The organism is Ruegeria sp. CDSB086, from assembly GCF_059611065.1.
In genome coordinates this window covers 140598-164399 of sequence record NZ_JBXWOV010000003.1, presented here as the reverse complement: position 1 = coordinate 164399, position 23802 = coordinate 140598, and the positions used below count along the sequence as shown (strand labels likewise).

Here is a 23802-nt window from a genome sequence, read left to right as displayed (position 1 = left end):
TCAGGTGAACTGGATCAGATCCCAGCGATTGCCGAACGGGTCGCGCCAGACGGCGACGATGCCATAGGGCTCATTGCGTGGGTCTTCCTCGAAATGGACGCCTGCAGTGATCATTGCGTTGTGGTCACGTTGGAAATCATCGGTTTGAAGGAAAAAGCCGACGCGCCCGCCGGTTTGGTTTCCAACGGCAGCGGTCTGGCTTGGGCTATCTGCCTTGGCCAGCAGCAGGGATGCGTCGCCCGAACCCGGCGGGGCAACCCGGACCCAGCGTTTGCCACCGCCGAGATCAATATCCTGCTGCAGGGTGAAACTGAGTGTTTGGGTATAGAAGGCGATCGCGTCATCGTAGTCCGGCACCACGAGGGTGACGGCGAAAAGACTTTGGGGCATGGGATATCAGCCTTTGGTAGGGTGGCGGTCGGGCAGTTGGATGCTGGCAACCTGTTCCGCGATTGGCGCGGTGGACAAAGGGTGGCGGCTGGAATCCGTCAGTTCAGATGGGTTGTTTACGCTGATCCATTCGCCCTGGTAATAGGCCTCAAGCCCTGAGAAGCGCGCTTTGTAACCCATCTTGGGGCTGCCCGGCACCCAGTATCCAAGGTAGACATATGGCAACCCGGCTTCGCGCGCGATGTCGATGTGATCGAGGATCATATACGTGCCCAGCGAGTTTTGCGGTTGCTGGGGGGTGTAGAACGAGTAGACCATGCTGAGGCCGTCATCCAGGACATCCGTCAGGCTAACGCCGATCAGATCTCCGGTACTTGGGTCGGCATATTCCACGACCCGGCTGCGGATCGGGGTTTCTTCGATCATCGCGGCGAACTCGAAAACGTCCATATCGGCCATTCCACCATCCGCGTGGCGGGTATCCAGGTAGCGGCGGAAGAGTTCGTATTGCTCATCCGTGGCCCAGGGAGAATTTGCCCTGCGTTGCAGGTACGCGTTGCGTTTGGCCGCGCGTTTCTGACTTTTGCTTGGGCGGAAGGCCGTCACGTCGATCCGGGCCGACAAACAGGCTGCACAATCGGAGCAGGACGGGCGGTACAACACATTTTGCGATCGGCGAAACCCTTGTTGGGACAATGAGTTATTCAGCTGATCCGCACCTTCCCCCTGAAGGGCAGTGAACAATTTACGCTCCATCCTGCCCTCAAGGTAAGGGCAAGGCTGTGGGGCCGTCACATAGAATTGTGGCGCGATTGGCAGCGTGTGTCGCATGAACGTTCCGTGTTTCCTTGGACCGGATGATAACAACCGATCCTAAAACCGCCAAGTGATTCACGTCGTTGAATTTTTTACGCGCGCTGGTTGATCATGACAGTTCCAAGGAACGCATCGGTAAGTCCCTGGCCGCGTGCGCTGGTCAGCATCATGATGACCGAGATGATCTGAATGACCGGAAACGCCATACTGACAAAATAACCGGCTGTGTGGGCCACCGCTTTGCCCAAATCCATCCGGGACCCGAATGAATCGCGCAGTTCGATCCCCATAAAGCGCATGCCCAGTGTGGCCGAGCCATTGGCGATGGTAATCACTCGGTAGACGAAACTGACGACGGCGTAGATCAAGGCCAGGACGAAAAAGCCCAGACCAAAGGTCAGCAGGATGGCCACCGTACACAACAGCGAGATAAAGGCGATGTCGAAAAGCCAGGCGATAAAACGCTTGGTCGCGACAGACTGGTAAAACTCCGGCTGTCGGTCTGGGTCGGGCAGGTGGGTCATATTTTGATTTCCGGCTGAGAATTTAGGACACCCTGTCCCGAATGGCGGGACAGGGCAAGGTCGGCTTAGGCGCGTTCGCCGTTTTCAGCCTCATCGTTGTTTTCACGGGCGCGTTCGTCCATGAACTGGTCAAACTCGGCCTTGTCTTTGGCGTCGCGCAGGCGGCGCAGGAAGGATTCGAATTCCTGTTGTTCGCGCTCGAGCCGGGCCAGGGTGTCGGACTTGTAGGCGTCAAACGCGCTATTGCCGGATGGCTTCATCGCACTCATGTGGCTGTGCCAGGATTTGCGACTGCTGCAGGATTTGCTAAACATGCGTTTGCTCCAGATCATATAGGCAAGAAGCGCCAGGCCAACGGGCCAGAAAAAGATGAAACCAAGGACCATGGCGGCGATCCAGGCCCCTTTGCCCTTGTCATCCATCCAGGCTTCGGCACGAGAGAGCCACCCCGGATTTTGTGGGACGGCGTGGTCGGACAATGCGGTCATTTGGGTTCTCCGGGTTTGATGTAAATTGCGTTCACATTGTCTAGATGGGGACTGAAGCGGGGGTTGCAAGGGGTCGATGTAAAAATGATTTACATTTTGGATTTTGCGACGGTTGACCTTGCTGCGGAACGGGCGCACTTTCCGCCTATGCAACATGTTGAAAATACGACACCTCCGACGCTGGATGAAATTCTAAACCTGGAAAAGCAGGTTTGGACCGCCCTGATGGAAGGCAATGCGGCTGCAGACCGGGCCTTGCTGAGCCCAGATTTTCTTGGGGTTTATCCGACGGGGTTTGCGAACCGGGATGATCACGTGGGACAGTTTGCCGACGCTCCGACGATGGCGCGCTATGAGCTAAGCGACACCCGGTTGCGGGTTTTGACCTCGGATATCGTTCTGCTGTCGTACCGGGCCGACTATCAGCGACCCAAGGCCGAGGGTTGGAGGGCGATGCTAATCTCGTCGCTTTGGGAGCGGCGGCATGACGTCTGGGTCAACACTTTCAGTCAGGATACGCCCCTGGAGGGGAAATGACCGGGCCTCTTTCCATTCAGCGCCTGCCACGTGCATTCGACCAGTCGCTTGGCGATGATGCGCGCGCGGCGGTCAGCGGCATTACATCCGAACAGGGCGAGTTGATCGCTGGGGCAGCAGGGTCCAGCCCCTATCTGAAAAACTTGATCGATCACGAAAACGATTGGTTGGCCTCAGCGCTGCAACACCCCGATGACGCGCTGGCCGACGTTTTGCAGGCTGCGCGAATGCTACCGCCGGATCAGTTGAAACCGGGGCTGCGGCTGGCCAAGCGACGGATGGCGTTGCTGACCGCTCTGGCTGATCTGGCGGGCGCGTGGCCGTTGGAAAAGGTGACCGCGGCGCTAACCGATTTTGGCGCGTTGGCGGCGGATGTGGCGGCCAAGGCCGAGATCGCCAACCTGATCCGGCGCGGCAAACTTCCGGGCATGGGGCCGGACGATGTCGAAACCGCCGCCGGGATGATTATCCTGGCGATGGGCAAGATGGGCGCTTACGAGTTGAATTACAGCTCGGACATTGACCTGATCGTCCTGTTCGATGAGACGCGGTTTGATCCCGATGACTTCTACGAAGCGCGGCAAGGCATGGTGCGGGCGACACGCAATTTCTGCGCCACGCTCAGCGATAAGACGGCGGATGGGTATGTATTCCGCACTGATCTGCGCCTGCGCCCGGATCCGGCTGTGACGCCGGTCTGTATGGCGGCTGAGGCAGCCGAGCGGTACTATGAAAGCCTGGGCCGCACGTGGGAGCGCGCGGCCTATATAAAAGCACGCCCATGCGCTGGCGATATTGTGGCAGGACAACGGTTTCTGGATACGCTGCGCCCCTTTGTCTGGCGGCGTCACCTGGATTTTGCTGCCATTCAGGACGCCCATGACATGCGGCTGCGCATACGTGAAAATAAGGGAACCGGCGGTGCTCTGACCATTCCGGGTCATGACATGAAACTGGGGCAGGGCGGCATTCGCGAAATCGAGTTCTTTACCCAGACCCGCCAGTTGATCGCTGGGGGTCGAGACCCTGACTTGCGCGTGCGCGGCACGGTGCCCGGATTGGCGGCGCTTGCCGAAAAAGGCTGGGTCCCGCAGGATGTGGCAGATAAGCTGACTGATCATTATCGCGCCCATCGTGAGGTCGAACACCGTATCCAAATGGTCCATGACGCTCAGACCCACAAGGTGCCGCAATCGCCGGACGGGATAGAACGCGTCGCTTGCCTGATGGGAGTAGACGTCGACGAACTGACCCGTGACCTGACCCACAGGCTGACCGAAGTGCACGACCTGACCGAAGGCTTTTTTGCGCCCGGTTCCTCGACGCGAGCGCCAGTTGGCGAGGTGGATTTTGACCAGAACGTTCTGGCCCGCTGGACGACATATCCTGCACTGCGATCGCAACGCGGCGCGCGGATTTTCGAACGTCTCAAGCCCGAGTTGCTATCGCGTTTGGCAAAAACGGCGCAACCGGACGAGGCGCTGCGGGCGCTGGATGGTTTTCTGTCAGGCTTGCCCGCCGGCGTTCAGCTGTTCTCACTGTTTGAGGCCAACCCCCACCTGATCGACCTGCTGATTGATATCGTCGGGACATCCCACGCGCTTGCGGCGCATCTGTCGCGCAATGCATCGGTGTTTGATGCGGTGATCGGCGGTAGTTTCTTTAGCGACTGGCCGGGGCAAGCCACGTTGCAGGCGGATCTGGATCAGGCCCTTTCGGAGGAAGCAGATTACGAAAGTCAGCTGGATCTGGCCCGCCGCTGGTGCAAGGAATGGCACTTCCGCGTTGGCGTTCATCACCTGCGCGGGCTGATCGATGGTGAACAGGCGGGGCAGCAATACGCTCAGCTTGCCAGCGCTGTGATCGCTGCGATCCTACCGCGGGTGTCCGAACAGTTTGCCCGTAAACACGGTCCGGCCCCGGGGCGCGGTGCAACCGTGCTGGGCATGGGGTCACTTGGGGCTGGGCGGATCAACTCGCAATCCGATCTGGATATGATCGTGATCTATGACCCTCTGGATCAAGAGATGTCCGAGGGACCGCGCCCATTGGCGACCCGCACCTATTATGCCCGGTTCACGCAGGCGCTGATCACGGCCCTGTCCGCGCCGATGTCGCAAGGGCGGCTGTATGAGGTCGATATGCGCCTGCGTCCCTCAGGCAATCAGGGGCCGGTGGCGACAAGTTGGGCCAGCTTTACCAACTATCAGCAGAACGAGGCCTGGGTCTGGGAGCATCTCGCCCTGACGCGGGCCCGCGTGATCGCCGGAGACGAAGGTCTGGCCGAAGACATCGAGGCGTTCCGCATAGGCTTGCTGTCGCAACCGCGTGACCAGCAGAAGGCCCTGCGCGAAGTGGCCGAGATGCGCGCCCGCCTGGCCGCTGCCAAATCACCAGCAGGGATCTGGGACGCCAAAAACGGCCCCGGCCGGATGATGGATATCGAGCTGATGGCTGAAACCGGGGCATTGATGTCGGGCGTGGCGCAGCGTGATGTGCATTCCGGTTTGGACGGCGCCGTCGCTGCTGGTTTGTTGGACGTCGCTAAGGCGCAAACGCTGAAGGACTGCTACGACCTATGCTGGTCCGTACAATGCGCGGCGCGATTGTTGTCCGGCAAGGTCATCGAAGCTGACAAGGTCGGCGAAGGCGGATCTGCCTTCCTGTGCCGCGCGACTGGATTTGAACAGGTTGAACCGCTGCAAAGCGCGCTGCAAGACAACTACAGCACGGCCGCCGGGATCATTGGCGGCGTGATCAGGGACGAAGATGATGGCGCAGAGTAAAGATCCAAATGATCACAAGGGGTTGATCCGCGAGGCGTATCGGATCGAAGGCATCACATTGCCTGAATGCCGCAGCATTTTTCTGGACTGGGCGCTGAGCCTGCCCGCTGAACGGGACCAATCCCAAGCGTTAATCGACCTGCATGCCGCCTATTCCCAGCAGGACGCCGATCACCCGATGACGCAGGTATTGGCCGAGGGGTTAAAATCTGCCAAAACCCCCAAGCGGCGGGGCGGTTGGCGATCGCGCCACCGCTAGGGCTTTTCCCTCGGGGTATTCGCGACTATGAGGGCGTCATGACCCAAACTGCCGATCACCCCCGTATCCGCCTGAAACCCAAAGCCAACGCACGTGGCCTGCGCCACGGTTTTCCGTGGGTGTATGCCAATGACATCGTGACGGACCGTCGGACACGAAAGATCCCAGCAGGGGCTTTGGCGGTGCTTGAGGATGACAAACGCGCGCCCATAGCGCTGGTTGCGGTGAATCCTGACTCCAAAATCATGTGCCGCGTTCTGGACCGCGATCTGGACGGGCAACTGGACGCAGCGTGGTTCGAAACCCGCCTGCGCCGTGCGCTCGAGATGCGTGAACGCCTGTTCGACGCACCCTATTATCGCCTGATCCACGCCGAAGCGGACGGCTTTCCCGGCGTCATCATCGACCGGTTTGGAGATGCCTGTGTGATCCAGCCCAATGCCGCGTGGGCCGAGGCGCATCTGGAAACTCTGACCGAGGCTTTGGTCACTGTCACCGGCGTGACAACCGTGCTCAAAAACGCCTCGGGCCGGACCCGAGGGCTGGAAGGCCTGGATGATGTAAACCTCACCTTGCGTGGCACCGCCCCCGATGCGCCGCTGCCGGTGCCGATGAACGGCGCCACGTATATGGCCGACCTGACAGGCGGCCAAAAAACCGGGCTGTTCTACGACCAACGGCCCAACCATGCCTTCGCCAAGCGACTGGTGCAGCCCGGCGCGCGGGTATTGGACGTCTTCAGCCACGTGGGTGGCTTCGGACTGGCCATGCTGGCCGGTGGCGCGGGGCAGGCGCTGTCCGTAGATGGATCTGCAGCCGCGCTGGATCTCGCGACCAAAGGGGCCGAGGCCTCTGGTTTTGCTGACACGTTCCAAACCCGCCAAGGCGACGCCTTCGATGTCCTGACCCAATTGGGTGAAGAGGGCGCGCAGTTCGACGTCGTCATCTGTGATCCGCCAGCCTTTGCACCTTCCAGACAAGCGCTGGACGCGGGCCTGCGTGCCTATGAACGAGTGGCCCGTCTGGCGGCGGCTCTGGCCAAACCCGGCGGCTATCTGGGTCTGTGCTCGTGTTCACACGCGGCTGATCTGGGCCGGTTCCGCGACGCCTCGTCTCGCGGGATTGGCCGTGCAGGAAGACAGGCGCAACTGATTCATACAGGCTTTGCCGGGCCCGACCATCCACAACTGCCGCAACTGGCTGAAAGCGGCTATCTCAAAGCTGTGTTCTACCGGCTGTGAAAGCAGTTCTGGATACCTGCGTCATCTACCCTACGGTGATGCGAGAGATGCTGCTCGGCGCTGCCAAACTAGGCCATTTCACCCCCGTTTGGTCGGCGCGCATCCTTGAGGAATGGGCCCGCGCGGCCCGTAAGCTGGGCCCAACAGGCGAGGCTCAGGCCCGCGCCGAAATCGTAATGGCGCAAGCCAATTGGCCCAAGGCCCAGTTTCCCACCGCAGCCAATGTCGAACAACGACTCTGGCTGCCGGACAGCGCGGATATCCACGTTCTGGCAACGGCTGTTGCATCCTCGGCGGACGTGATCGTCACCGTCAACGCCAAGGACTTTCCCCGAAACATCCTGTCCGAGGAAGGGCTGGACCGCCGCGATCCAGACGGTCTGCTGCACAGCTTCTGGCAATCCGATCCCGACGGTATGAGCGACACAGCCAACCGTGTCCTGGCCGAGGCAAACCGCCTGTCGGGCGACCAATGGACCCTGCGCCCGCTTATGAAAAAAGCCCGCCTCCCACGTCTGGGCAAAGCGCTCGCCACATAACCGGGATCCAGCTTCATCTGGCTAAAAATATGCCAGAGTGCGCGATAGACTGGCCTCTCGCTGCCCTTAGATCAGCCACGGTTCCAACGCTGCTCTAATGCCTCCAGGGCAGCGATCCGTTCGTCTGTTTTTGGATGGCTCATCAACCAGGCGGGCACAACGCCAGCACGCTGCTGCGTCAGGTCTTCCAGCTTGTGAAACAACGACTTCTGCGGCCCGATTCCGATCCCGGCTTTGGTCAGCAAAGCGGCGGCATACTCATCAGCTTCATACTCATCACTGCGCGACAGGCGCGACGCCAACAGGTGTGTCAGCATATTTGCAATCCACGCGCCGATAAACGGGATAAAGCGGTTCAGCAGCATCATCAAAGCGGCCCGCAGCGCATTCTGCCCGGAAAAGTCGATCATCCGGCGGCGCGCATGCCCCAGCGCCACGTGACCCAATTCATGCGCGATGACGCTGGCCATTTCCTCGGCGGAAACCTCGCCACTGCGAAATTTGCGGTAGAATCCACGCGTGATGAAAATCCGTCCGTCCGGTGCCGCCAGACCGTTCACGGGGTCAATCTCGTAGATGTAGACCGGCACCCGGTCGATCTCTAACGCTGCAGCCAGCCGGTCGGTCATGCGCTTTAAGGCCGGGTCGGCCAGCTCAGTCGACTTTGCATCCAAATCCTTATGGGTGCGCCAGACGGAAATCCGGTACATCACAATGGCATAGGCGATCGCCAGCAGGATCGGGGTAAGACGTAGCATGGTACAAATATGGTTTCGGGCAGGGGATTAGGCAACTGGCCCAGTGTCATAAACTCCGCGTTAAATAACAAGATTTTTGTCCATTGCTTCCAACGGCCCACTGCGCAAAAGAAAATCGCCGCCGGTAACCCGCTTGAGGGCAATCAAACTGAGGTGAACAGGTGAAATACCGCGGCTGCCTGACTTGTCGCAGAGCAGGTTGCGCCATAACTTTGAAATTATGTGGTCATTTGCCGATATCCGCCCGGCCTATAGCAGGGCTGAACGTGTCAGTGATGGCGTTGTTCATGTCCTTGGCGTCACTGCGGCTATCGTTGCCGTTCCGTCGCTGATCGCGTTGACCGCCTTATACCGGACCGAGCCTGCTGCTGTTCTTGGGGTCTCGGTCTACGGCTTCACGCTCATACTGATGCTGTCGTTTTCGGCTTTGTACAACATGGTGCAATCTGATCGATGGAGTGAGCTGCTACGCCGCCTCGATCACTCGGGAATTTATGTAAAAATTGCAGGTACTTACACGCCATTCATCTTGCTTTCCGGTGCCCCAATGACCGGACTCATGATCGGTCTTTGGTCATCTGCAACCCTTGGATCAATCCTGAAAATGATCGACCCGCACCGGTTCCGTTGGTTTGGTTTGGCGCTGTATGTGTTGATGGGATGGGCGTCCGTTTGGGCGGGTCAATCGCTGCTGGCCGACTTGTCGAAGCCTGTTGTGGCGCTGATGATCACCGGAGGCATCGTCTATACCGCAGGCATCGCCTTTTATCTTCTGGATTGGTTGCCGTTCCACAACACAATCTGGCATGTCTTCGTTCTGACAGGCAGCGTGTTGTTTTTCCTTGCGGTTTCGTTCCGTATTGCCTGGGCGCCGGTCCTGCAGATATGACGGTCAGCGGGTCAGTTCCCGCATCCCCTGTTCCAAACCGGCCAGCGTCATCGGCACCATGCGGTCCTCGAAAACCTCGCGGATCATGCCGATGGAATGGGTGTATTCCCAGTACTTTTCCGGCACCGGATTGATCCACAGATTTGATGTCCACTGCTCGCGCGCGCGCTGCAGCCAGACCTGACCGGCTTCTTTGTTCCAATGTTCGTTCGCGCCTCCGGGATAGGCAATCTCATAAGGGCTCATCGAGGCGTCGCCGACGAAGATGCACTTGTAGTCTGAACCATAGGTGCGCAGTACTTCGTGGGTCGGAGTCTGCTGATCCCATCGGCGGTGATTGTCACGCCAGACGCCTTCATACAGGCAGTTGTGAAAGTAGTAATATTCCAGATGCTTGAACTCGGTTCTTGCAGCGGAAAACAGCTCTTCGACAACTTTGATATGTGGATCCATCGAGCCGCCCACATCCAGAAACAACAGCACTTTGACTGCGTTGTGACGCTCGGGGCGGGTTTTGACGTCGAGATAGCCATGTTCGGCGGTGGCGCGGATGGTGCCGTCCAGATCCAGTTCCTCGGCCGCACCTTCGCGGGCCCAGCGACGCAGGCGCTTCAGCGCGACCTTAATATTGCGCGTACCTAGTTCAACCGTGTCGTCCAGGTTCTTGAATTCGCGCTTGTCCCACACTTTGACGGCGCGCTGATGGCGGCTTTCCTTCTGGCCGATCCGCACACCTTCGGGGTTATAGCCATAAGCCCCGAACGGCGACGTCCCGGCGGTGCCGATCCACTTGTTGCCACCTTGGTGGCGACCTTCCTGATCCTTGAGACGCTCACGCAACGTCTCCATCAGTTTTTCAAAGCCGCCCATGGCCTCGATCTCGGCTTTTTCTTCGTCTGACAGGTGTTTCTCGGCCATCTTGGCCAGCCATTCGGCAGGGATATCGACAGCTTCGAGCACCTGATCAAAGCTGATCTCTTCCAGACCTTTGAAGCTGGCGGCAAAAGCTTGATCGAACTTGTCGATATTGCGCTCGTCCTTCACCATCGACACGCGGGCGAGGTAATAGAACGCCTCGACATCATAGGTCGCCAGACCCTTTTTCATGCCTTCCAGAAAAGTCAGATACTCGCGCAGTGATACGGGAATGCCAGCTTTGCGGAGGTTTTCGAAAAAGGGCAGAAACATGCGTTAACCCACCAAACGAACCAGGATCAGGGAAAGCACCAGACCTACAATGGCAAATGCGATGCCGTAACCGGCCGCATATTGGGCAATATCCGCGCCGCTGCCATTGCGTTTGCGAGCCTTCATCGCGCCAAGGATCGCCCCCAATAACGCCATTCCCAAAACTACGACCATGCGTTACCCGCCTCTGTTGTTGGTGGACGGACCTTCGGCAACTTCCTGCATCAGCGACCGGACCACGACTTCCGAGCCAAAGCCGTATCGCGCCCATGCCAGACTGTCCAGCCTGACGGTACGTGCCTGTTTCGGGCGTCCGGCCTGATTGAGCGCTTCGGATTTCAACAGTAACAGAGTGGCCAATTGAGATGCGTTTTCGGCCCGCGACATGACAGCAATTGCCTTGTCCAGTTCGGGCAGGATCTCTGGTCCTTTTCCCTGCGACAGCGCGAAGGCCGCGGTTTGCGTGGTCACATAAGCCTGATGAATTTCAGTTCCCGGAGCAGAGCGCAGAAATTGCATGGCAGTTTCGTAGTGTCGGATCGCTTCTTGCGGATTGTCGAATTGCGCCATGCGGCCAAGAATATAATGCGGATATGCCCGCCGATGGTCGGTCCAGCCCTTTTCCTGCCCGATCTGAACCGCTCTTTCCGCGGCTTTCACCCGGTTGCGTGTGCTTGGCCTTGATCCAAGCGACTTTTGGACGGCGTTGATCCACTCGCGCGGTGTGTCCGAAACAGGTTGCGCCGGCAAAGTGTCGCCGCGTGGGTTCAGCCGGCTAAGGATGCCGGGCAGGACGGCCTGGACTTGCTCACGCGTCATTCCGCTGCGCAGTTGGGGCGAGTAAGCCGTGCGCAGGATCAGCATGTCAAAGCCGGTCAGAATGGTGTGGATGTTGTCGTCGTTGAACACCGAATCCGGCAGGTGATACAGATCATTCAGCGGCCCCAGTGCCTGTGCCAGTTCCTCGTGCAGGCAGTCGCGCTTTTCCTGCGGGCTCACGTCATAAGGAATGAAAATGCCCAGCCGTTCGCGGCTGCGCAGCGCGGTCCAACTGCTCTTCCGTTTGCGCCGGTCCTGTCGATATTCCTCAAAGCTGGATGCGTTGGGAACCACGAAACAGGCGGCTTGCGGCAGGATGCGCTGTATCTGCTCCTGGCTAACGGCCTCGATTGTTATGTTGGCCTGGCCATCCGTTATCTGGCGAATGTCGATCCCGGCCTCGCGTTGCAGACGCGTCAACAACCGGGTCAGATCGCGCTGCATTGACGGTGTGGGTGATCCCGTAAGCCGAACGGTGACGGGGCCCTCGAACCGGGTGAAGACGGGCAGGGTGGCGCCGCCTTCGAGCGCGAAGTGCAAAGAAAGGAAATCGGCTGCAATATTAGCGTTCGACCGGGCGGGTGGTCTGGGTCGGGTTGACGTGAACGCTTTGGCGGGCGGCAGGTTTGCCTCGATCGCCTTAACGCGTGTTGGCGGTTCAGGGGTGGTGACCGCGGTGCATCCGGCGACGGCAAAGCCAAACAGGACCGCAGCGACCCTGATCATGGGCGTTGATACCGGATAAAGGGCGTTTGCTTGCCGATCCGATCATAGAGCTTGCGCGCCGTGTGATTGAACTCTTGCGTCAGCCAATAGACAGAAGGCGCGCTTTTCCGGTCGGCCTCGTCATAAACTGCCTGTATCAAGGCGCGGCCAACGCCGGTTCCGCGCGCCTCGGGCCGGGCGAACAGGTCTTGCAGGTAGCAAACGCTTTCTTCTTTCCACGCATGGCGGTGAAACAGGTAATGGGTCAGACCGACAAGCTGACCATTCGCTTCGGCCACAAAGCAGGAAAAATCGTTGGGATCATTGCCCAGCAACCGTGCGAAGGTGCTGTCATATGTTTGATCCGGCACGGTCGCTTCATAAAACGCCAGATAGTCGCGCCACATCTCGGCCCATTCGGCGCGATCTTCGGGCAGCAGCGCCCGGATATTGAGGGTGTCAGACAAGCAATGGCTCCTATGTCGTCAGGCCGAACTGCCCGACGACGCCGGACGGCCTTTTGGCCAATGCTGACACCGGCCCCCCCGCAAGGCAAGCGGGGATCACCAAGTGTTCAAATTTCTCAGCGTTTGCTGCGTGCCATGAAGGCGAGACGTTCAAACAAGTGAACGTCCTGTTCGTTTTTTAGCAGCGCGCCGTGCAACTTGGGCAACGCATTGGCCCCGTCGCGTTTGAGATCTTCGGCCGTCATGTCTTCGGCCAGCAACAGCTTGAGCCAGTCCAACACTTCCGAGGTCGATGGTTTCTTTTTCAGCCCCTGCGTTTCACGGATTTCGTAAAACTGGGTCAGCGCTGTGGTCAGCAATGCATCCTTGATGCCCGGGTGGTGCACGTCGACGATACGGCGCATGGTCGCCTCATCCGGGAAGCGGATATAGTGGAAGAAACAGCGCCGCAGGAACGCGTCGGGCAATTCCTTTTCGTTGTTCGAGGTGATGATCACTATGGGGCGGTTTTTGGCTTTGATGGTGTCCCCGGTTTCATAGACGTGGAACTCCATCTTATCGAGCTCTTGCAACAGATCATTGGGAAATTCGATATCGGCCTTGTCGATCTCATCGATCAGCAGCACGACCTTTTCATCGGTCTCAAAGGCCTGCCACAGTTTGCCCTTGCGAATATAGTTCGACACGTCATGTACGCGCTCGTCACCCAATTGGCTGTCGCGCAGGCGGCTGACCGCGTCATATTCGTACAGGCCTTGCTGTGCGCGGGTGGTGGATTTCACGTTCCACTCAATCATCTTCAGCCCCAGCGCGCCTGCTACCTGTCTGGCCAGTTCGGTCTTGCCGGTTCCGGGTTCACCCTTGACCAGCAGGGGACGTTCCAGCGTAACGGCGGCATTCACTGCAATTGTCAGGTCATCGGTGGCAACATATTCGGCTGTACCTTGGAAACGTGCGGTCATGGGCCCCTCATTCAATATCGCGCGGCATGTGTCTTTGGGGTTATAGCGGGGTGAAAAATTTGACAAGACAGGTCGCAACGTCGCGCAGCGCGAAATTGACGTGCGACTCCAATGCCTTTGGTTGATTCGGGTGCTAACATCGGGCACGACAATTTTGGGAACGCCCAAAAAATGCCTGTCAATTTTCACAGAAAAACAAGGATTTGTTGTTTTAAGTCTCATATTTAGACGACCTGAAACAGCACGCAGCCGGGCTAAGTTTCCATAGTGACATTCCCCCCGCTGTCGGATAAACGCTCCGCAGAAGGGGATTGCCGCATGTCAGGTGAAGCAAAGGTGACCGGCGTTGCAGGCCACACCGAGGGAGCAAAAATGAAGCAGGAAGTATTTCTGCCAGAGGATTATCGTCCAGCCGAAGACGAACCATTCATGAACGACAAGCAGTTAGAGTATTTTCGTCGTAAGCTGCTGGATTGGAAAACTGAACTTTTGGCAGGCAGCCGCGATACGATCGAAGGGCTGCAGGACAACACTCGCAACATTCCGGACGTCGCAGACCGCGCAAGCGAGGAAACTGATCGTGCGCTGGAACTGCGGACACGTGATCGCCAGCGCAAGCTGGTGGCCAAGATTGACTCGGCCCTGCGCCGGATCGACGAAGGCGAATACGGATATTGCGAGAAAACGGGCGACCCGATTTCGCTGAAGCGTCTGGATGCGCGCCCGATTGCGACCATGACGCTTGAGGCGCAGGAACGCCACGAGCGCCGCGAAAAGGTCCACCGCGACGATTGATCGCTGGAAAAATCAGAATTCTCAAACGCCGGGGTCTTTTGCTCCGGCGTTTTTGCTTTAAGCCAGTGATATGAATATCAACGGTCTGAAATTTGGCATCATCGGCGGTGGTATCGGTGGGATCGCCGCCGCTCTGGCGTTGCGGCAACGCGGCGCTCAGGTTGTGGTTTTTGAGCAGGCAACTGAATTGACCGAGGTTGGCGCCGGCTTGCAGATCAGCGCCAACGGAATGGTTGTGCTGCGTGCCCTGAACGTTGTGGGTGAAACACCCGAGGCGGGCCAGCGGTCCTACGGAACGGTGTTGCGCGACTACCGGGCAGGGCGGTCTGTTAGCGAGATACCGGCACCGGTCGCTGGACCTACCTATTACTACCATCGTGCTGACCTGGTGGAATTGTTGCACAAAGCAGCGCTTCGGGACGGTGTCGAGTTTCGACTGGGCGCACGAGTTGCGCAGGTGCGCAAACATCCCTCCGAAGTCGAGATTGTTCTGGAAGATGGTACAAACCTGCTCGTTGATTGTGCGATTGCCGCCGACGGTGGGCGAAGCACGATCCGGGTAGACATGAACGGGCCCGAAGCACCGAAATTCACCCATCAGGTGGCCTGGCGGGCGACGATTCCTTGGGCGCGTCGCGATCACAAACCCTGCGCCGTTCTGACGATGGGACCGGGCCGGCATGTTGTTACGTATCCTCTGCGCGACCACACACTGATGAACGTCGTCGCGATCGAGGAACGATCCGACTGGCGGGAAGAAGGCTGGCGCCGACGCGGCGACCCCGAGGAACTGCGCGCTCGATTTTCCGACTTTGGCGGCGTGGTCGGGGAAATTCTGGGGCAGGTACAGGAACCCCACATCTGGGCGTTGTTTCTGCGACCCGTCGCAGAACGCTGGCAGAACGGGCGCATTGCATTGTTAGGGGATGCGGCTCACCCGACACTCCCATTTATGGCGCAGGGTGCCTGTCTTGCGCTTGAAGATGCGTGGGTCCTGACCCGATCTTTTGATGACCAATCCGGGATAGAGCAGGCGCTGTCCACTTATGAATCCCGCCGTCACCGAAGGGCGCAGCGTGTGGTTTCCGCGGCCGGTGCCAATGCCCGAAATTTCCACCTGCGCGGCCCGATGCGCTTGGCGGCACAGGCCGCTCTGATGGCGGTCGGGCCACGGTTGTCCCGGAAATACGACTGGATTTACAGCTACGACGCGACGGCCTGAGGTATCACAGGTCCAAGTCGACCCAGACCGGGACATGGTCCGAGGGCTTTTCATGCCCGCGTATCTCGGCATCAATCCTGCAATCGCGCAACAGATCGGCGGCCTGCGGCGTAAGCAGGAAATGGTCGATACGGATCCCGTCATTGCGGTTCCAGGCACCGGCTTGGTAGTCCCAGAACGAGTAATGCTCAGGACCTTGGGTGACGGCGCGAAACGCTTCCGTGAACCCCAGATTCAGGATCTTGCGAAACGCGGCGCGGCTTTCCGGCCGGAACAGAGCATCCTCGCGCCACGCATCTGGACGTTTGGCGTCTTCGGCCTGCGGGATGATGTTGTAATCCCCTGCCATCAGCGCGGGCTCTTCGCTCGCCAGCAAATCGCGCGCGCGGTCATATAGCCGCTCCATCCAGGACATCTTGTATTCGTATTTCGGACCCGGCACCGGGTTACCGTTCGGCAGGTACAGACCGCAGATCCGAAGGGCTTTTGTGCCAATGACGGTCGCCTCAATCCAACGGGCCTGTTCGTCCTCGTCGTCACCAGGAAGGCCCCGAGTCACATCTTCAAGTGGCAGCTTGGACAGGATCGCCACGCCGTTGAAGCTCTTTTGCCCGTGGGTTTCGACGTTGTAACCGCGCTCTTCAAACAGTTCGCGGGGAAAATTCTCGTCGATCGACTTGATCTCTTGCAGCAAAACGACGTCCGGCTGCGCGTCATCCAGCCAACGGGGCAGGGCTTCGGCTCGCGCTTTGATGCCGTTGATGTTGAACGTGGCGATTTTCATGCGCGATCCTCCGGCTGGCTGCCGGTTGATCTATCCCTCAACCGCGCGGGCAGGGCAAGGTCACATTGAAAATGAAGTGCCGCAGCCGCAGGAAGAGGTAGCGTTGGGGTTCTCGATCACAAACCGCGCGCCGATCAGTTCCTGCGTAAAATCGATCACCGCGTTTTCCAGAAACGGCAACGAAATCGCGTCGACGATCACTTTCTGGCCTTTGCCTTCCAGCACAAGGTCGTCTTCTTTCGGTTCGTCCAACGCGATTTCGTATTGAAATCCGGAACATCCGCCGCCTTCCACTGCGACGCGCAGGGCTTGTCCCTGATCGGCTGCACCGATCTCGGCGAGACGTTCAAAGGCGCGTTCTGTAACTGTGGGGGGCAGATTCATGCCAAACTCCAAAGGTTTATTTCCTTTACGCCTTACAATATAGAAAGTGCAAGGACAGGCGACAAGGACAAGGCCTTTGAACATAGCGGGTTTTGCCTCGAACCCAGGCCGCGCCAGGGGGCGGCTTGTGCCAGAGGAGGAAAGCAGTTTCCGGTCATGCTTTCAACGCGACAGGGACCGGATCATTCACGCCAGCGCGTTTCGGCGGCTTAAGCACAAGACACAAGTGTTTGTAGAGCACGAGGGCGACAGCTATCGCACGCGCCTGACCCATTCTATCGAAGTTGCACAGGTCGCGCGAACAATCGCCGGAGCTTTGGGCTTGAACGGCGAACTGACCGAGGCCGTGGCGTTGGCGCATGATCTGGGACACACACCGTTCGGACATACGGGCGAAGATGCCCTACATGCGCTCATGGAGCCTTACGGCGGATTTGACCACAACGCACAGGCCATTCGCATCGTCACGAAGCTGGAACGCCACTATGCCGAGTTTGACGGATGCAACCTGACATGGGAGTGCCTAGAGGGGATCGCCAAGCATAACGGGCCGGTCACCGGTGATTTGCCGTGGGCACTGGCCGAGTGCAACGCGAGTTTCGATCTGGAGCTGTACACTCATGCCAGTGCCGAAGCACAAGTTGCCGCCCTCTCGGATGACATAGCCTATAACAACCATGACCTGTTGGACGGGTTGAGGGCGGGTCTGTTCACGGATGATGAAATCGGGCAATTGCCTATCGTCGGTGACTGCTATGCCGAGGTGGATCGGAGATATCCGGGTTTGGATTCTTATCGTCGCCGGCATGAGGCGCTGCGCCGTGTTTTCGGCGTCATGGTTTCCGATGTGATTGTCACGTCGCGTGGGCTGATCACGAGTTCGGGCGCGGAGACCGTCGAGGAAATTCGCAATCTTGGTTATCCGGTGATCCAGTTCTCGGGTGGCTTGTGGGCGCAACTCAGGGAAATCCGCGCCTTTTTGTTCAAGCAGATGTACCGCGCGCCCAGCGTCATGGACGTGCGCGCCGAGGTTAGCAAAGTCGTGGAAGATCTGTTCCCAATCTACATGAACGATCCGAAACAGATGCCCGCGCGCTGGCATGAGGATATAGAGGCGGCCAGCGATGAAACAGCGCTGGCGCGGATTGTCTCTGACTACATTGCAGGAATGACCGACCGATTTGCCCTGCAGGATCACGCAAGGCTGGCTGGTACCTGATCACTCTATCCCGATATAGGCCAGCGCCCAGACCTGCTGGCCCGACTGTTCGGCGGCCAGGTCGGGGTCATCGGTCGGGGGGAAGACGATCATAGTCGGGCCATAGCCGCCAACGCCCATCGGTGAGCCGTCGGCATGGGTCGCGACGATGGGTTGATGGGCGGTGATGCTGTCCCAAGGAATTTCAGACTGATAGCCATCCATGGCCATTGGCTTGGCGGTTTTTCCTTCGGCCCCGGCCATGATCAACAGGTCCGACAGGCGTGGCCCGGAAAAGGCGATGTCGCTCTTATTGTCTTCCGGGCCGTAAGGAATAGTGATTTCAACCTGCTCCAGTCCGTCCAACATGGCCGCATCAAAGCCCGCGGCTCCGTCGTGCTGAACCTCCAAATATCCCAGCAGACCGCCATCGTTTTCACCGCGGGCTGGCAGGTTGGTTTCCGTGACCGCTCCGCCAAGGGTCAAAAGTACATGGCCTTGCGGTTCAGGCATGTCGGCCCAAAGCGGCAGGGCAGAGGTCAGAACAAAGGCGATGGGCAGGGCAAAGCGCATAGGGGTGTCTCCGGCTTGAATTTCCACCGACGTTAGCTGAGTCTACCGCTAATCCAAGCCCAAACTGATCGCTTCCATTGACCTTGCCGCTTTGCGTGGTAAACCGCCGGGCAAGCAAAAGGACATCCGAAATGAACCTGTTTTCCGAGATCCGCGGCCTCGTGCTGGACGCGCTGGCACAGATGCAGTCCGAAGGCGCATTGCCCGAGGGGCTGAGTTTTGACAACGTGGCGGTCGAACCGCCGCGCGATGCGGCGCATGGCGACATGGCAACCAACGCCGCGATGGTGCTGGCGAAACCGGCCAAGATGAAGCCGCGCGACATTGCCGATTTGTTGGCTGGGAAGCTGGCGGCGGATGACCGGATCACCAGTGCCGAAGTGGCCGGACCGGGCTTTTTGAACCTGCGGCTTGCGGCATCGGTGTGGCAGGGTGTGTTGGCAGCGGTGTTGGAACAGGGCACTGACTATGGCCGCTCGTCCATGGGGCATGGCCAGAAAGTGAACGTCGAGTATGTCTCGGCCAACCCCACTGGGCCACTTCATGTGGGCCATACACGTGGTGCCGTGTTCGGTGACGCCCTGGCAAGCTTGCTGGCGTATTCGGGCCATGACGTGACCCGTGAATACTACATCAACGACGGGGGCGCGCAGGTGGATGTACTGGCGCGGTCCGCGTATGAGCGCTATCGCGAGGCCAACGGGCTGAGCCCCGAGATCGCCGAGGGGCTGTACCCTGGTGACTATCTGATCCCGATCGGCGAGGCGCTGAAAGAGAAATACGGCGACAGCCTGATCGACAAGCCGGAAAGCGAGTGGCTGGAAGAGCTGCGCGAGTTTTCGACCGATGCAATGATGGATCTGATCCGCGCCGACCTGAAGGCGTTGGGTGTTGAGATGGATGTGTTCTATTCCGAAAAATCGCTTTATGGCACCGGAAAGATCGAGGCTGCGCTTAAGTCCCTGACCGATAAGGGCTTGATCTACGAAGGCGTGCTGGAACCACCCAAAGGTAAAAAGCCCGAGGATTGGGAGCCGCGCGAGCAAACCCTGTTCAAATCGACCGAGCATGGTGATGACGTCGATCGGCCGGTCAAGAAATCGGACGGCAGCTGGACCTATTTCGCCCCGGATATCGCCTATCACTATGACAAGGTGACCCGTGGTTTTGATGCGTTGATCGACGTGTTTGGTGCGGACCATGGCGGCTATGTCAAACGGATGAAAGCAGCTGTTTCGGCCCTGTCCGATGGCAAGGTTCCGTTGGATATCAAGCTGACGCAGCTGGTAAAGCTGTGGAAGAACGGCGAGCCGTTCAAGATGTCCAAGCGGGCAGGGAACTTTGTCACTCTGCGCGATGTGGTCGATCAGGTTGGCCCGGACGTGACCCGGTTCGTGATGCTGACCCGCAAGAACGACGCGCCGCTGGACTTCGATTTCGACAAGGTGCTGGAACAAAGCCGCGAGAACCCTGTGTTCTACGTGCAATACGCCCACGCCCGTGTCATGAGCGTGCTGCGCCGTGCCGCCGAGGCGGAAATCGCTACGGATGACGCGACTCTCAAGGGTGCTGATCTTGGCAAGATCGACCATGCCTCAGAGCTGACGGTGGCAAAAAAGCTGGCTGAATGGCCGCGTCTGATCGAAATTGCCGCACGCACCAATGAACCGCATCGGGTTGCCTTTTACCTGTATGAGCTGGCGGGTGACTTCCATGCGCTATGGAATAAGGGCAACGATGAAACGCAACTGCGATTCATTCAGGATGGCGATGTTGCCACAAGCCAATCAAAAATCGCATTGGCCCGGGCCGTTTCTGTTGTGATTTCAGCGGGCTTGGGTATTCTTGGCGTCACTCCGGCGCAGGAGATGCGGTAACTAACACCGCCCGACGCGCCGGTACGAGGTAGGCAAGAAATGACCCGCGCGCCACTTTTTAAGGCGCAATCGGGCGGTGAGGCGGACATGGCAAGTTACGATTACTCGGGGCAGATGCGCCCCGAGGAGATGCATTACACGAATCAGCCGCATCCTGAGGATGGGTATGAGTATCCCGACGACTCCTATGGCTATGAACAGGCTCCGCGAGGGGCAGGGCTGGGCCGTATCGTCAACGTCATGGGTGCAGTAGCGTCGCTGGCATTGGTCGCCGGGATCGGCGTCTGGGGCTTCAAACTGGTGATGCGCGACGTTAGTGGCGTGCCTGTTGTTCGCGCCATCGAGGGGCCAATGCGCATTCAGCCGGAAAACCCTGGCGGCACCCCGGCCGATCACCAGGGTCTGGCCGTCAATGCCGTGGCAGCCGTTGGAACGGCAGCGCCGCCAGCAGATCGCTTGATCCTTGCGCCGCGCCCGGTTTCGCTGACAGACGAAGATACGCCTGTTGAACCGCTGAAGCCGACGCAGGCCGTGCATGTCGTCGAAGAAGAAATCTCGGATCAAGAGGCCGCGCAGCTGCGCCAGAATACAGTCGATGCCCTGGTTGCAGAATTGGCCGGTGGGGCGGCGAAAGCGGATGAACCGGCAGAGCAGGGCGTGCAACTCGCCTCGTTGGCACTGCCCGAGGAAGAGCCCGCCATTGACCCTGCTGATCTGGCCGCACAATTGCCGGACCCGGAACTGGCGGCACTGCCCGGTGTCCGCCGGTCCCTGCGTCCGTCCACGCGCCCAGCCCGAGCGACGCCAAGCGGGATTTCATCCAACAGCAATACCGAAGCTGCGATCAACGCCGCTGTCAAAGCTGCGGTTGGGCTGGATGTGGATCCGAATACCCTGTCCAAAGGGACACGCATGGCTCAGCTGGGTGCGTATGAAAGCTCGGACGTGGCCCGTGCGGAATGGGATCGTATGAATGGCCGCTTTGGTGAGTACATGGCTGGAAAACAACGTGTTATCCAGAAGACCTCAAGCGGTGGCCGGACATTCTATCGTCTGCGTGTTCTTGGGTTTGATGACCTGAGCGACTCGCGTCAGTTCTGTGCCGCTCTGGTCGCACAAGGTGCAGACTGTATCCCGGTTGCCGTTCGGTGACGTTCGGAGCTGCGATCACCGATGCCGAAGGGCTGCGCCTGACGTCAGAGGAAAAGAGACTATTCCAGCAGATGAACCCATTCGGGTTCATTTTGTTTGCGCGCAACATAGATACAGCTGAACAAGTTCGTGCCCTATGCGATGACTATCGTGATGCCGTTGGGCGCAATTGCCCTATCACCATCGACCAGGAAGGTGGCCGTGTGCAGCGTCTGCGTGCGCCATTGGCACGCGAATGGATGCCGCCCCTGGATCATGCGGGCCGCGCAGGGGATCAGGCGGAACGCGCTATGTACCTGCGGTATCGACTGATCGCAAAAGAGCTGTTCGAGCTTGGCATTGACAGCAACTGCGCCCCGATGGTCGATTTGGCGCGCGACGATACCCATGCGTTTTTGAAGAACCGCTGTTATGGCTCTGATCCCAATCGGGTTTCAACTCTTGGGCGCGCTGTTGCAAAAGGCCATCTGGATGGGGGTGTTTTGCCGGTGCTCAAGCACATGCCGGGGCATGGATTGGCAACGCTGGACAGCCACCATGATCTGCCGCATGTGGACCTGACACAGGACCAGCTTGTGCAAGCGGATTTCGAACCGTTTCGGGCGCTGAACGATCTGCCGATGGGGATGACGGCGCATCTGGTCTATGACCGGATTGATCCGCAACCGGCCACGATTTCGTCTGCGATGATCGGCCTGATCCGCGATAAAATCGGTTTTGACGGTCTGATCATGACTGACGATATCTCGATGAAAGCGCTAAGTGGCGCGCCCGAAGACATTGCGCGTCAGTCACTGGCCGCAGGGTGCGACGTGGTTCTGCACTGTAACGGAACGTTTGACGCGCGTGCCAAGGTGCTGGAAGCAGCCGGAGAAATGACCGCGCAAGCGCAAAAGCGCGCGGAAAGGGCGTTGTCGATGCGACAGAAGCCTGTGGAACTTGACATCCAAGCGGCCGAAGCGGAACTATCTGCCCTAATGGGCGGGCAGGTATATGAACGATAATCTCTTTAGCGAAGACCCGGCCTCGGTCGCGGATCGTCTTGCGGCAGAGGCGTTGATTGTTGATGTCGACGGGTTCGAAGGTCCGTTGGATGTATTGTTGACCCTGTCGCGAACCCAAAAGGTCGACCTTCGGAAAATCTCGGTTCTCGCGCTTGCGCAGCAGTACCTGTCCTTTGTGGAAAAGGCGCGCGCGCTGCGGATTGAACTGGCGGCGGATTATCTGGTCATGGCCGCCTGGCTGGCCTTCCTTAAATCCCGGCTTTTGTTGCCACCGGATCCGGATGACGAAGGCCCCTCGGGCGAGGAACTGGCCGCTCACCTGGCGTTCCAGTTGGAACGCCTGCAGGCCATGCGCGACTCTGCCGCGCGTCTCATGGCCCGTGATCAACTGGGGCGCGATTTCTTCAAACGCGGGCAGGGTGAGGATATCACCCGTATCCGCACCGTGACTTACTCTGCCACGCTGTTGGATCTGATGCAGGGATACGCCCGTATCCGAACTCGTGACGAGTTCCGCCCCTTTGTTATGGACCGCGATTCAGTTTTCACAATGGAACAGGCGCTAGAGCGGATGCGCCCACTGATCGGGTTTGCCGGGGCTTGGACGGATATGGAATCCTATCTGCCCGAGGGCTGGGACGCTGACCCGGTGCGTCGCCGCTCGGCCACTGCAGCGACCTTTGCTGCCTCGCTTGAGCTGGTGAAAGAAGGACATATGGAGATGAAGCAAACCGAGACGTTTGCTCCGATCCATTTGCGCAAAAGGACTGACACACGTGACTGACGAACCGCAAGACGAAGGCACCGGCACTCTGTTCGAAGCGCCACCCCTGGCGGAGCAGGAGCGCATGGTCGAGGCTGTGCTGTTCGCCAGTTCCGAGCCAGTGACGATCGCCGATCTTGAGGCGCGGATGCCCCATGGCAGCGACGCGGCGCAAGCGGTTAAAATTTTGCAGAAACGGTATGAAGGCCGGGGTGTCCGCGTTGTCCGCGTGGGTGAGGCTTGGGCTATTCGCACCGCCCCCGATCTGGGTTTTCTGATGCAAAAGGAAACGGTTGAAACTCGCAAGTTGAGCCGCGCAGCCATCGAAACGCTGGCCATCGTCGCCTATCATCAGCCCTGCACCCGTGCCGAGATCGAAGAGATCCGGGGCGTCTCGGTTTCGCGCGGTACAATCGATCAACTGTTGGAAATGGAGTGGATCCGTCTGGGCCGTCGCCGGATGACACCCGGCCGTCCGGTCACCTTTGTTGTGACGCCACAGTTTCTGGATCATTTCGGGTTGGAAAACGCCCGCGATCTTCCGGGGCTCAAGGAATTGCGGGCTGCTGGGTTGCTGGAAAACCGGCCCCCCCCGGGCACGATGCCATTGGGCGAGGGGCATGATGACGGCGAAGATGAGGACCAGACCGAGCTGTTCGAGGAAGAGTGATAACTTGGCCCT

The 23802-nt window shown here is 58.9% G+C and carries 27 protein-coding genes; 14 read left to right on the top strand and 13 right to left on the bottom strand.

The genetic code is table 11. The features are described from left to right. The 4 genes from AC2FIO_RS07655 to AC2FIO_RS07640 all read right to left on the bottom strand — a co-directional run bounded on the left by AC2FIO_RS07655 (position 1) and on the right by AC2FIO_RS07640 (position 2218). Positions 1 to 390 (bottom strand): VOC family protein, encoded by a 390-nt coding sequence (locus tag AC2FIO_RS07655; protein ID WP_109311357.1) that lies wholly within the window; start codon positions 388 to 390, stop codon positions 1 to 3. Between the two features lie 6 nt (positions 391 to 396). Then, on the bottom strand, positions 397 to 1221 hold the full coding sequence (locus AC2FIO_RS07650; RefSeq protein WP_282151434.1) for an arginyltransferase: 825 nt from the start codon (positions 1219 to 1221) through the stop codon (positions 397 to 399). Positions 1222 to 1298: 77 nt separating this feature from the next. Next, entirely contained in the window at positions 1299 to 1730 is a 432-nt protein-coding gene (locus AC2FIO_RS07645) for an RDD family protein (RefSeq protein WP_058274521.1), read from the bottom strand. A gap of 65 nt (positions 1731 to 1795) precedes the next feature. Continuing rightward, complete coding sequence (locus AC2FIO_RS07640) at positions 1796 to 2218, bottom strand: DUF2852 domain-containing protein (protein ID WP_282151432.1); 423 nt, start codon at positions 2216 to 2218, stop codon at positions 1796 to 1798. A 147-nt stretch (positions 2219 to 2365) separates the two neighbouring features. Between AC2FIO_RS07640 and AC2FIO_RS07635 the strand changes: the two genes are divergently transcribed. From AC2FIO_RS07635 to AC2FIO_RS07615, 5 genes are read left to right on the top strand one after another with little or no spacing between them, the layout of a single operon-like run. After that, positions 2366 to 2755 (top strand): DUF4440 domain-containing protein, encoded by a 390-nt coding sequence (locus tag AC2FIO_RS07635; protein WP_496696717.1) that lies wholly within the window; start codon positions 2366 to 2368, stop codon positions 2753 to 2755. After that, positions 2752 to 5541 carry a [protein-PII] uridylyltransferase family protein gene (locus AC2FIO_RS07630; RefSeq protein WP_496696715.1) on the top strand — a complete coding sequence of 930 codons (2790 nt, stop codon included), beginning with the start codon at positions 2752 to 2754 and terminating at the stop codon, positions 5539 to 5541. The genes AC2FIO_RS07635 and AC2FIO_RS07630 overlap by 4 nt, the downstream gene beginning before the upstream one ends. Then, positions 5528 to 5800, top strand: coding sequence for a hypothetical protein (locus AC2FIO_RS07625; protein WP_496696713.1), 273 nt, complete (start codon positions 5528 to 5530; stop codon positions 5798 to 5800). The genes AC2FIO_RS07630 and AC2FIO_RS07625 overlap by 14 nt, the downstream gene beginning before the upstream one ends. A 38-nt stretch (positions 5801 to 5838) precedes the next feature. Further along, a complete protein-coding gene (locus AC2FIO_RS07620; RefSeq protein WP_496696711.1) occupies positions 5839 to 7041 on the top strand; it encodes an RSP_2647 family RNA methyltransferase in 1203 nt (400 codons plus the stop codon). Further along, a complete protein-coding gene (locus tag AC2FIO_RS07615) occupies positions 7038 to 7580 on the top strand; it encodes an RSP_2648 family PIN domain-containing protein (RefSeq protein ID WP_496696710.1) in 543 nt (180 codons plus the stop codon). Before AC2FIO_RS07620 ends, AC2FIO_RS07615 begins: the two co-directional genes overlap by 4 nt. Positions 7581 to 7651: 71 nt before the next feature. Here the strand turns inward: AC2FIO_RS07615 and AC2FIO_RS07610 are convergent, their stop codons facing one another. After that, a complete protein-coding gene (locus AC2FIO_RS07610) occupies positions 7652 to 8338 on the bottom strand; it encodes a M48 family metallopeptidase (protein ID WP_282120510.1) in 687 nt (228 codons plus the stop codon). Between the two features lie 220 nt (positions 8339 to 8558). On the opposite strand from AC2FIO_RS07610, the gene trhA reads away from it, so the two are divergent. Continuing rightward, positions 8559 to 9227 carry a PAQR family membrane homeostasis protein TrhA gene (gene trhA / locus AC2FIO_RS07605; protein ID WP_496696707.1) on the top strand — a complete coding sequence of 223 codons (669 nt, stop codon included), beginning with the start codon at positions 8559 to 8561 and terminating at the stop codon, positions 9225 to 9227. 3 nt (positions 9228 to 9230) lie between these two features. On the opposite strand, the gene AC2FIO_RS07600 is transcribed toward trhA, so the two are convergent. The 5 genes from AC2FIO_RS07600 to AC2FIO_RS07580 all read right to left on the bottom strand — a co-directional run bounded on the left by AC2FIO_RS07600 (position 9231) and on the right by AC2FIO_RS07580 (position 13368). Next, the gene (locus AC2FIO_RS07600) at positions 9231 to 10415 is read right to left on the bottom strand and encodes a vWA domain-containing protein (RefSeq protein ID WP_058274514.1); all 1185 of its coding nucleotides are present in this window, start codon (positions 10413 to 10415) and stop codon (positions 9231 to 9233) included. Positions 10416 to 10418: 3 nt separating this feature from the next. Beyond that, positions 10419 to 10589: a hypothetical protein gene (locus tag AC2FIO_RS07595; protein ID WP_186437468.1), complete on the bottom strand. Its 171-nt coding sequence runs from the start codon at positions 10587 to 10589 to the stop codon at positions 10419 to 10421. 3 nt (positions 10590 to 10592) lie between these two features. Next, entirely contained in the window at positions 10593 to 11960 is a 1368-nt protein-coding gene (locus tag AC2FIO_RS07590) for a DUF2927 domain-containing protein (RefSeq protein WP_496696704.1), read from the bottom strand. Further along, positions 11957 to 12406, bottom strand: a complete 450-nt coding sequence (locus AC2FIO_RS07585) for a GNAT family N-acetyltransferase (RefSeq protein WP_496696702.1) — start codon at positions 12404 to 12406, stop codon at positions 11957 to 11959. Before AC2FIO_RS07585 ends, AC2FIO_RS07590 begins: the two co-directional genes overlap by 4 nt. Positions 12407 to 12522: 116 nt before the next feature. Further along, a complete protein-coding gene (locus AC2FIO_RS07580) occupies positions 12523 to 13368 on the bottom strand; it encodes an AAA family ATPase (protein ID WP_496696700.1) in 846 nt (281 codons plus the stop codon). Between the two features lie 372 nt (positions 13369 to 13740). On the opposite strand from AC2FIO_RS07580, the gene dksA reads away from it, so the two are divergent. After that, positions 13741 to 14163 (top strand): RNA polymerase-binding protein DksA, encoded by a 423-nt coding sequence (gene dksA / locus AC2FIO_RS07575; protein ID WP_058274529.1) that lies wholly within the window; start codon positions 13741 to 13743, stop codon positions 14161 to 14163. A gap of 70 nt (positions 14164 to 14233) precedes the next feature. Continuing rightward, on the top strand, positions 14234 to 15385 hold the full coding sequence (locus tag AC2FIO_RS07570) for an FAD-dependent monooxygenase (RefSeq protein WP_282169395.1): 1152 nt from the start codon (positions 14234 to 14236) through the stop codon (positions 15383 to 15385). A gap of 4 nt (positions 15386 to 15389) precedes the next feature. Here the strand turns inward: AC2FIO_RS07570 and xth are convergent, their stop codons facing one another. Next, on the bottom strand, positions 15390 to 16169 hold the full coding sequence (xth, locus tag AC2FIO_RS07565; RefSeq protein WP_282169396.1) for an exodeoxyribonuclease III: 780 nt from the start codon (positions 16167 to 16169) through the stop codon (positions 15390 to 15392). A gap of 60 nt (positions 16170 to 16229) precedes the next feature. Beyond that, positions 16230 to 16553 (bottom strand): HesB/IscA family protein, encoded by a 324-nt coding sequence (locus AC2FIO_RS07560; protein ID WP_058277565.1) that lies wholly within the window; start codon positions 16551 to 16553, stop codon positions 16230 to 16232. A 76-nt stretch (positions 16554 to 16629) separates the two neighbouring features. Between AC2FIO_RS07560 and AC2FIO_RS07555 the strand changes: the two genes are divergently transcribed. Beyond that, a complete protein-coding gene (locus tag AC2FIO_RS07555) occupies positions 16630 to 17772 on the top strand; it encodes a deoxyguanosinetriphosphate triphosphohydrolase (protein ID WP_282169397.1) in 1143 nt (380 codons plus the stop codon). Here AC2FIO_RS07555 and AC2FIO_RS07550 read toward each other — a convergent pair whose 3' ends face one another. Next, positions 17773 to 18324 carry a putative pterin-binding protein gene (locus tag AC2FIO_RS07550; protein WP_496696696.1) on the bottom strand — a complete coding sequence of 184 codons (552 nt, stop codon included), beginning with the start codon at positions 18322 to 18324 and terminating at the stop codon, positions 17773 to 17775. Between the two features lie 131 nt (positions 18325 to 18455). On the opposite strand from AC2FIO_RS07550, the gene argS reads away from it, so the two are divergent. Genes argS through scpB form a run of 5 tightly spaced genes read left to right on the top strand, consistent with a single transcriptional unit; the run spans position 18456 to position 23790 of the window. Next, positions 18456 to 20201 (top strand): arginine--tRNA ligase, encoded by a 1746-nt coding sequence (gene argS, locus AC2FIO_RS07545; RefSeq protein ID WP_496696694.1) that lies wholly within the window; start codon positions 18456 to 18458, stop codon positions 20199 to 20201. 39 nt (positions 20202 to 20240) lie between these two features. Beyond that, positions 20241 to 21353, top strand: a complete 1113-nt coding sequence (locus tag AC2FIO_RS07540; protein WP_496696692.1) for an SPOR domain-containing protein — start codon at positions 20241 to 20243, stop codon at positions 21351 to 21353. Further along, on the top strand, positions 21350 to 22357 hold the full coding sequence (gene nagZ, locus AC2FIO_RS07535; RefSeq protein ID WP_496696690.1) for a beta-N-acetylhexosaminidase: 1008 nt from the start codon (positions 21350 to 21352) through the stop codon (positions 22355 to 22357). Before AC2FIO_RS07540 ends, nagZ begins: the two co-directional genes overlap by 4 nt. Then, positions 22347 to 23141, top strand: coding sequence for a segregation and condensation protein A (locus AC2FIO_RS07530; RefSeq protein WP_058274503.1), 795 nt, complete (start codon positions 22347 to 22349; stop codon positions 23139 to 23141). Before nagZ ends, AC2FIO_RS07530 begins: the two co-directional genes overlap by 11 nt. Continuing rightward, positions 23134 to 23790: an SMC-Scp complex subunit ScpB gene (scpB, locus tag AC2FIO_RS07525; RefSeq protein ID WP_496696688.1), complete on the top strand. Its 657-nt coding sequence runs from the start codon at positions 23134 to 23136 to the stop codon at positions 23788 to 23790. The genes AC2FIO_RS07530 and scpB overlap by 8 nt, the downstream gene beginning before the upstream one ends. Positions 23791 to 23802 lie beyond the last annotated feature (12 nt).

Excerpts from the sequence above, each read along its gene's own strand:
- AC2FIO_RS07655 (WP_109311357.1), bottom strand. The coding sequence starts at position 390 with ATGCCCCAAAGTCTTTTCGCCGTCACCCTCGTGGTGCCGGACTACGAT.
- AC2FIO_RS07650 (WP_282151434.1), bottom strand. The coding sequence starts at position 1,221 with ATGCGACACACGCTGCCAATCGCGCCACAATTCTATGTGACGGCCCCA.
- AC2FIO_RS07645 (WP_058274521.1), bottom strand. The coding sequence starts at position 1,730 with ATGACCCACCTGCCCGACCCAGACCGACAGCCGGAGTTTTACCAGTCT.
- AC2FIO_RS07640 (WP_282151432.1), bottom strand. The coding sequence starts at position 2,218 with ATGACCGCATTGTCCGACCACGCCGTCCCACAAAATCCGGGGTGGCTC.
- AC2FIO_RS07635 (WP_496696717.1), top strand. The coding sequence starts at position 2,366 with ATGCAACATGTTGAAAATACGACACCTCCGACGCTGGATGAAATTCTA.
- AC2FIO_RS07630 (WP_496696715.1), top strand. The coding sequence starts at position 2,752 with ATGACCGGGCCTCTTTCCATTCAGCGCCTGCCACGTGCATTCGACCAG.
- AC2FIO_RS07625 (WP_496696713.1), top strand. The coding sequence starts at position 5,528 with ATGGCGCAGAGTAAAGATCCAAATGATCACAAGGGGTTGATCCGCGAG.
- AC2FIO_RS07620 (WP_496696711.1), top strand. The coding sequence starts at position 5,839 with ATGACCCAAACTGCCGATCACCCCCGTATCCGCCTGAAACCCAAAGCC.
- AC2FIO_RS07610 (WP_282120510.1), bottom strand. The coding sequence starts at position 8,338 with ATGCTACGTCTTACCCCGATCCTGCTGGCGATCGCCTATGCCATTGTG.
- trhA (WP_496696707.1), top strand. The coding sequence starts at position 8,559 with ATGTGGTCATTTGCCGATATCCGCCCGGCCTATAGCAGGGCTGAACGT.
- AC2FIO_RS07600 (WP_058274514.1), bottom strand. The coding sequence starts at position 10,415 with ATGTTTCTGCCCTTTTTCGAAAACCTCCGCAAAGCTGGCATTCCCGTA.
- AC2FIO_RS07595 (WP_186437468.1), bottom strand. The coding sequence starts at position 10,589 with ATGGTCGTAGTTTTGGGAATGGCGTTATTGGGGGCGATCCTTGGCGCG.
- AC2FIO_RS07590 (WP_496696704.1), bottom strand. The coding sequence starts at position 11,960 with ATGATCAGGGTCGCTGCGGTCCTGTTTGGCTTTGCCGTCGCCGGATGC.
- AC2FIO_RS07580 (WP_496696700.1), bottom strand. The coding sequence starts at position 13,368 with ATGACCGCACGTTTCCAAGGTACAGCCGAATATGTTGCCACCGATGAC.
- dksA (WP_058274529.1), top strand. The coding sequence starts at position 13,741 with ATGAAGCAGGAAGTATTTCTGCCAGAGGATTATCGTCCAGCCGAAGAC.
- AC2FIO_RS07570 (WP_282169395.1), top strand. The coding sequence starts at position 14,234 with ATGAATATCAACGGTCTGAAATTTGGCATCATCGGCGGTGGTATCGGT.
- xth (WP_282169396.1), bottom strand. The coding sequence starts at position 16,169 with ATGAAAATCGCCACGTTCAACATCAACGGCATCAAAGCGCGAGCCGAA.
- AC2FIO_RS07560 (WP_058277565.1), bottom strand. The coding sequence starts at position 16,553 with ATGAATCTGCCCCCCACAGTTACAGAACGCGCCTTTGAACGTCTCGCC.
- AC2FIO_RS07550 (WP_496696696.1), bottom strand. The coding sequence starts at position 18,324 with ATGCGCTTTGCCCTGCCCATCGCCTTTGTTCTGACCTCTGCCCTGCCG.
- argS (WP_496696694.1), top strand. The coding sequence starts at position 18,456 with ATGAACCTGTTTTCCGAGATCCGCGGCCTCGTGCTGGACGCGCTGGCA.
- AC2FIO_RS07540 (WP_496696692.1), top strand. The coding sequence starts at position 20,241 with ATGACCCGCGCGCCACTTTTTAAGGCGCAATCGGGCGGTGAGGCGGAC.
- AC2FIO_RS07530 (WP_058274503.1), top strand. The coding sequence starts at position 22,347 with ATGAACGATAATCTCTTTAGCGAAGACCCGGCCTCGGTCGCGGATCGT.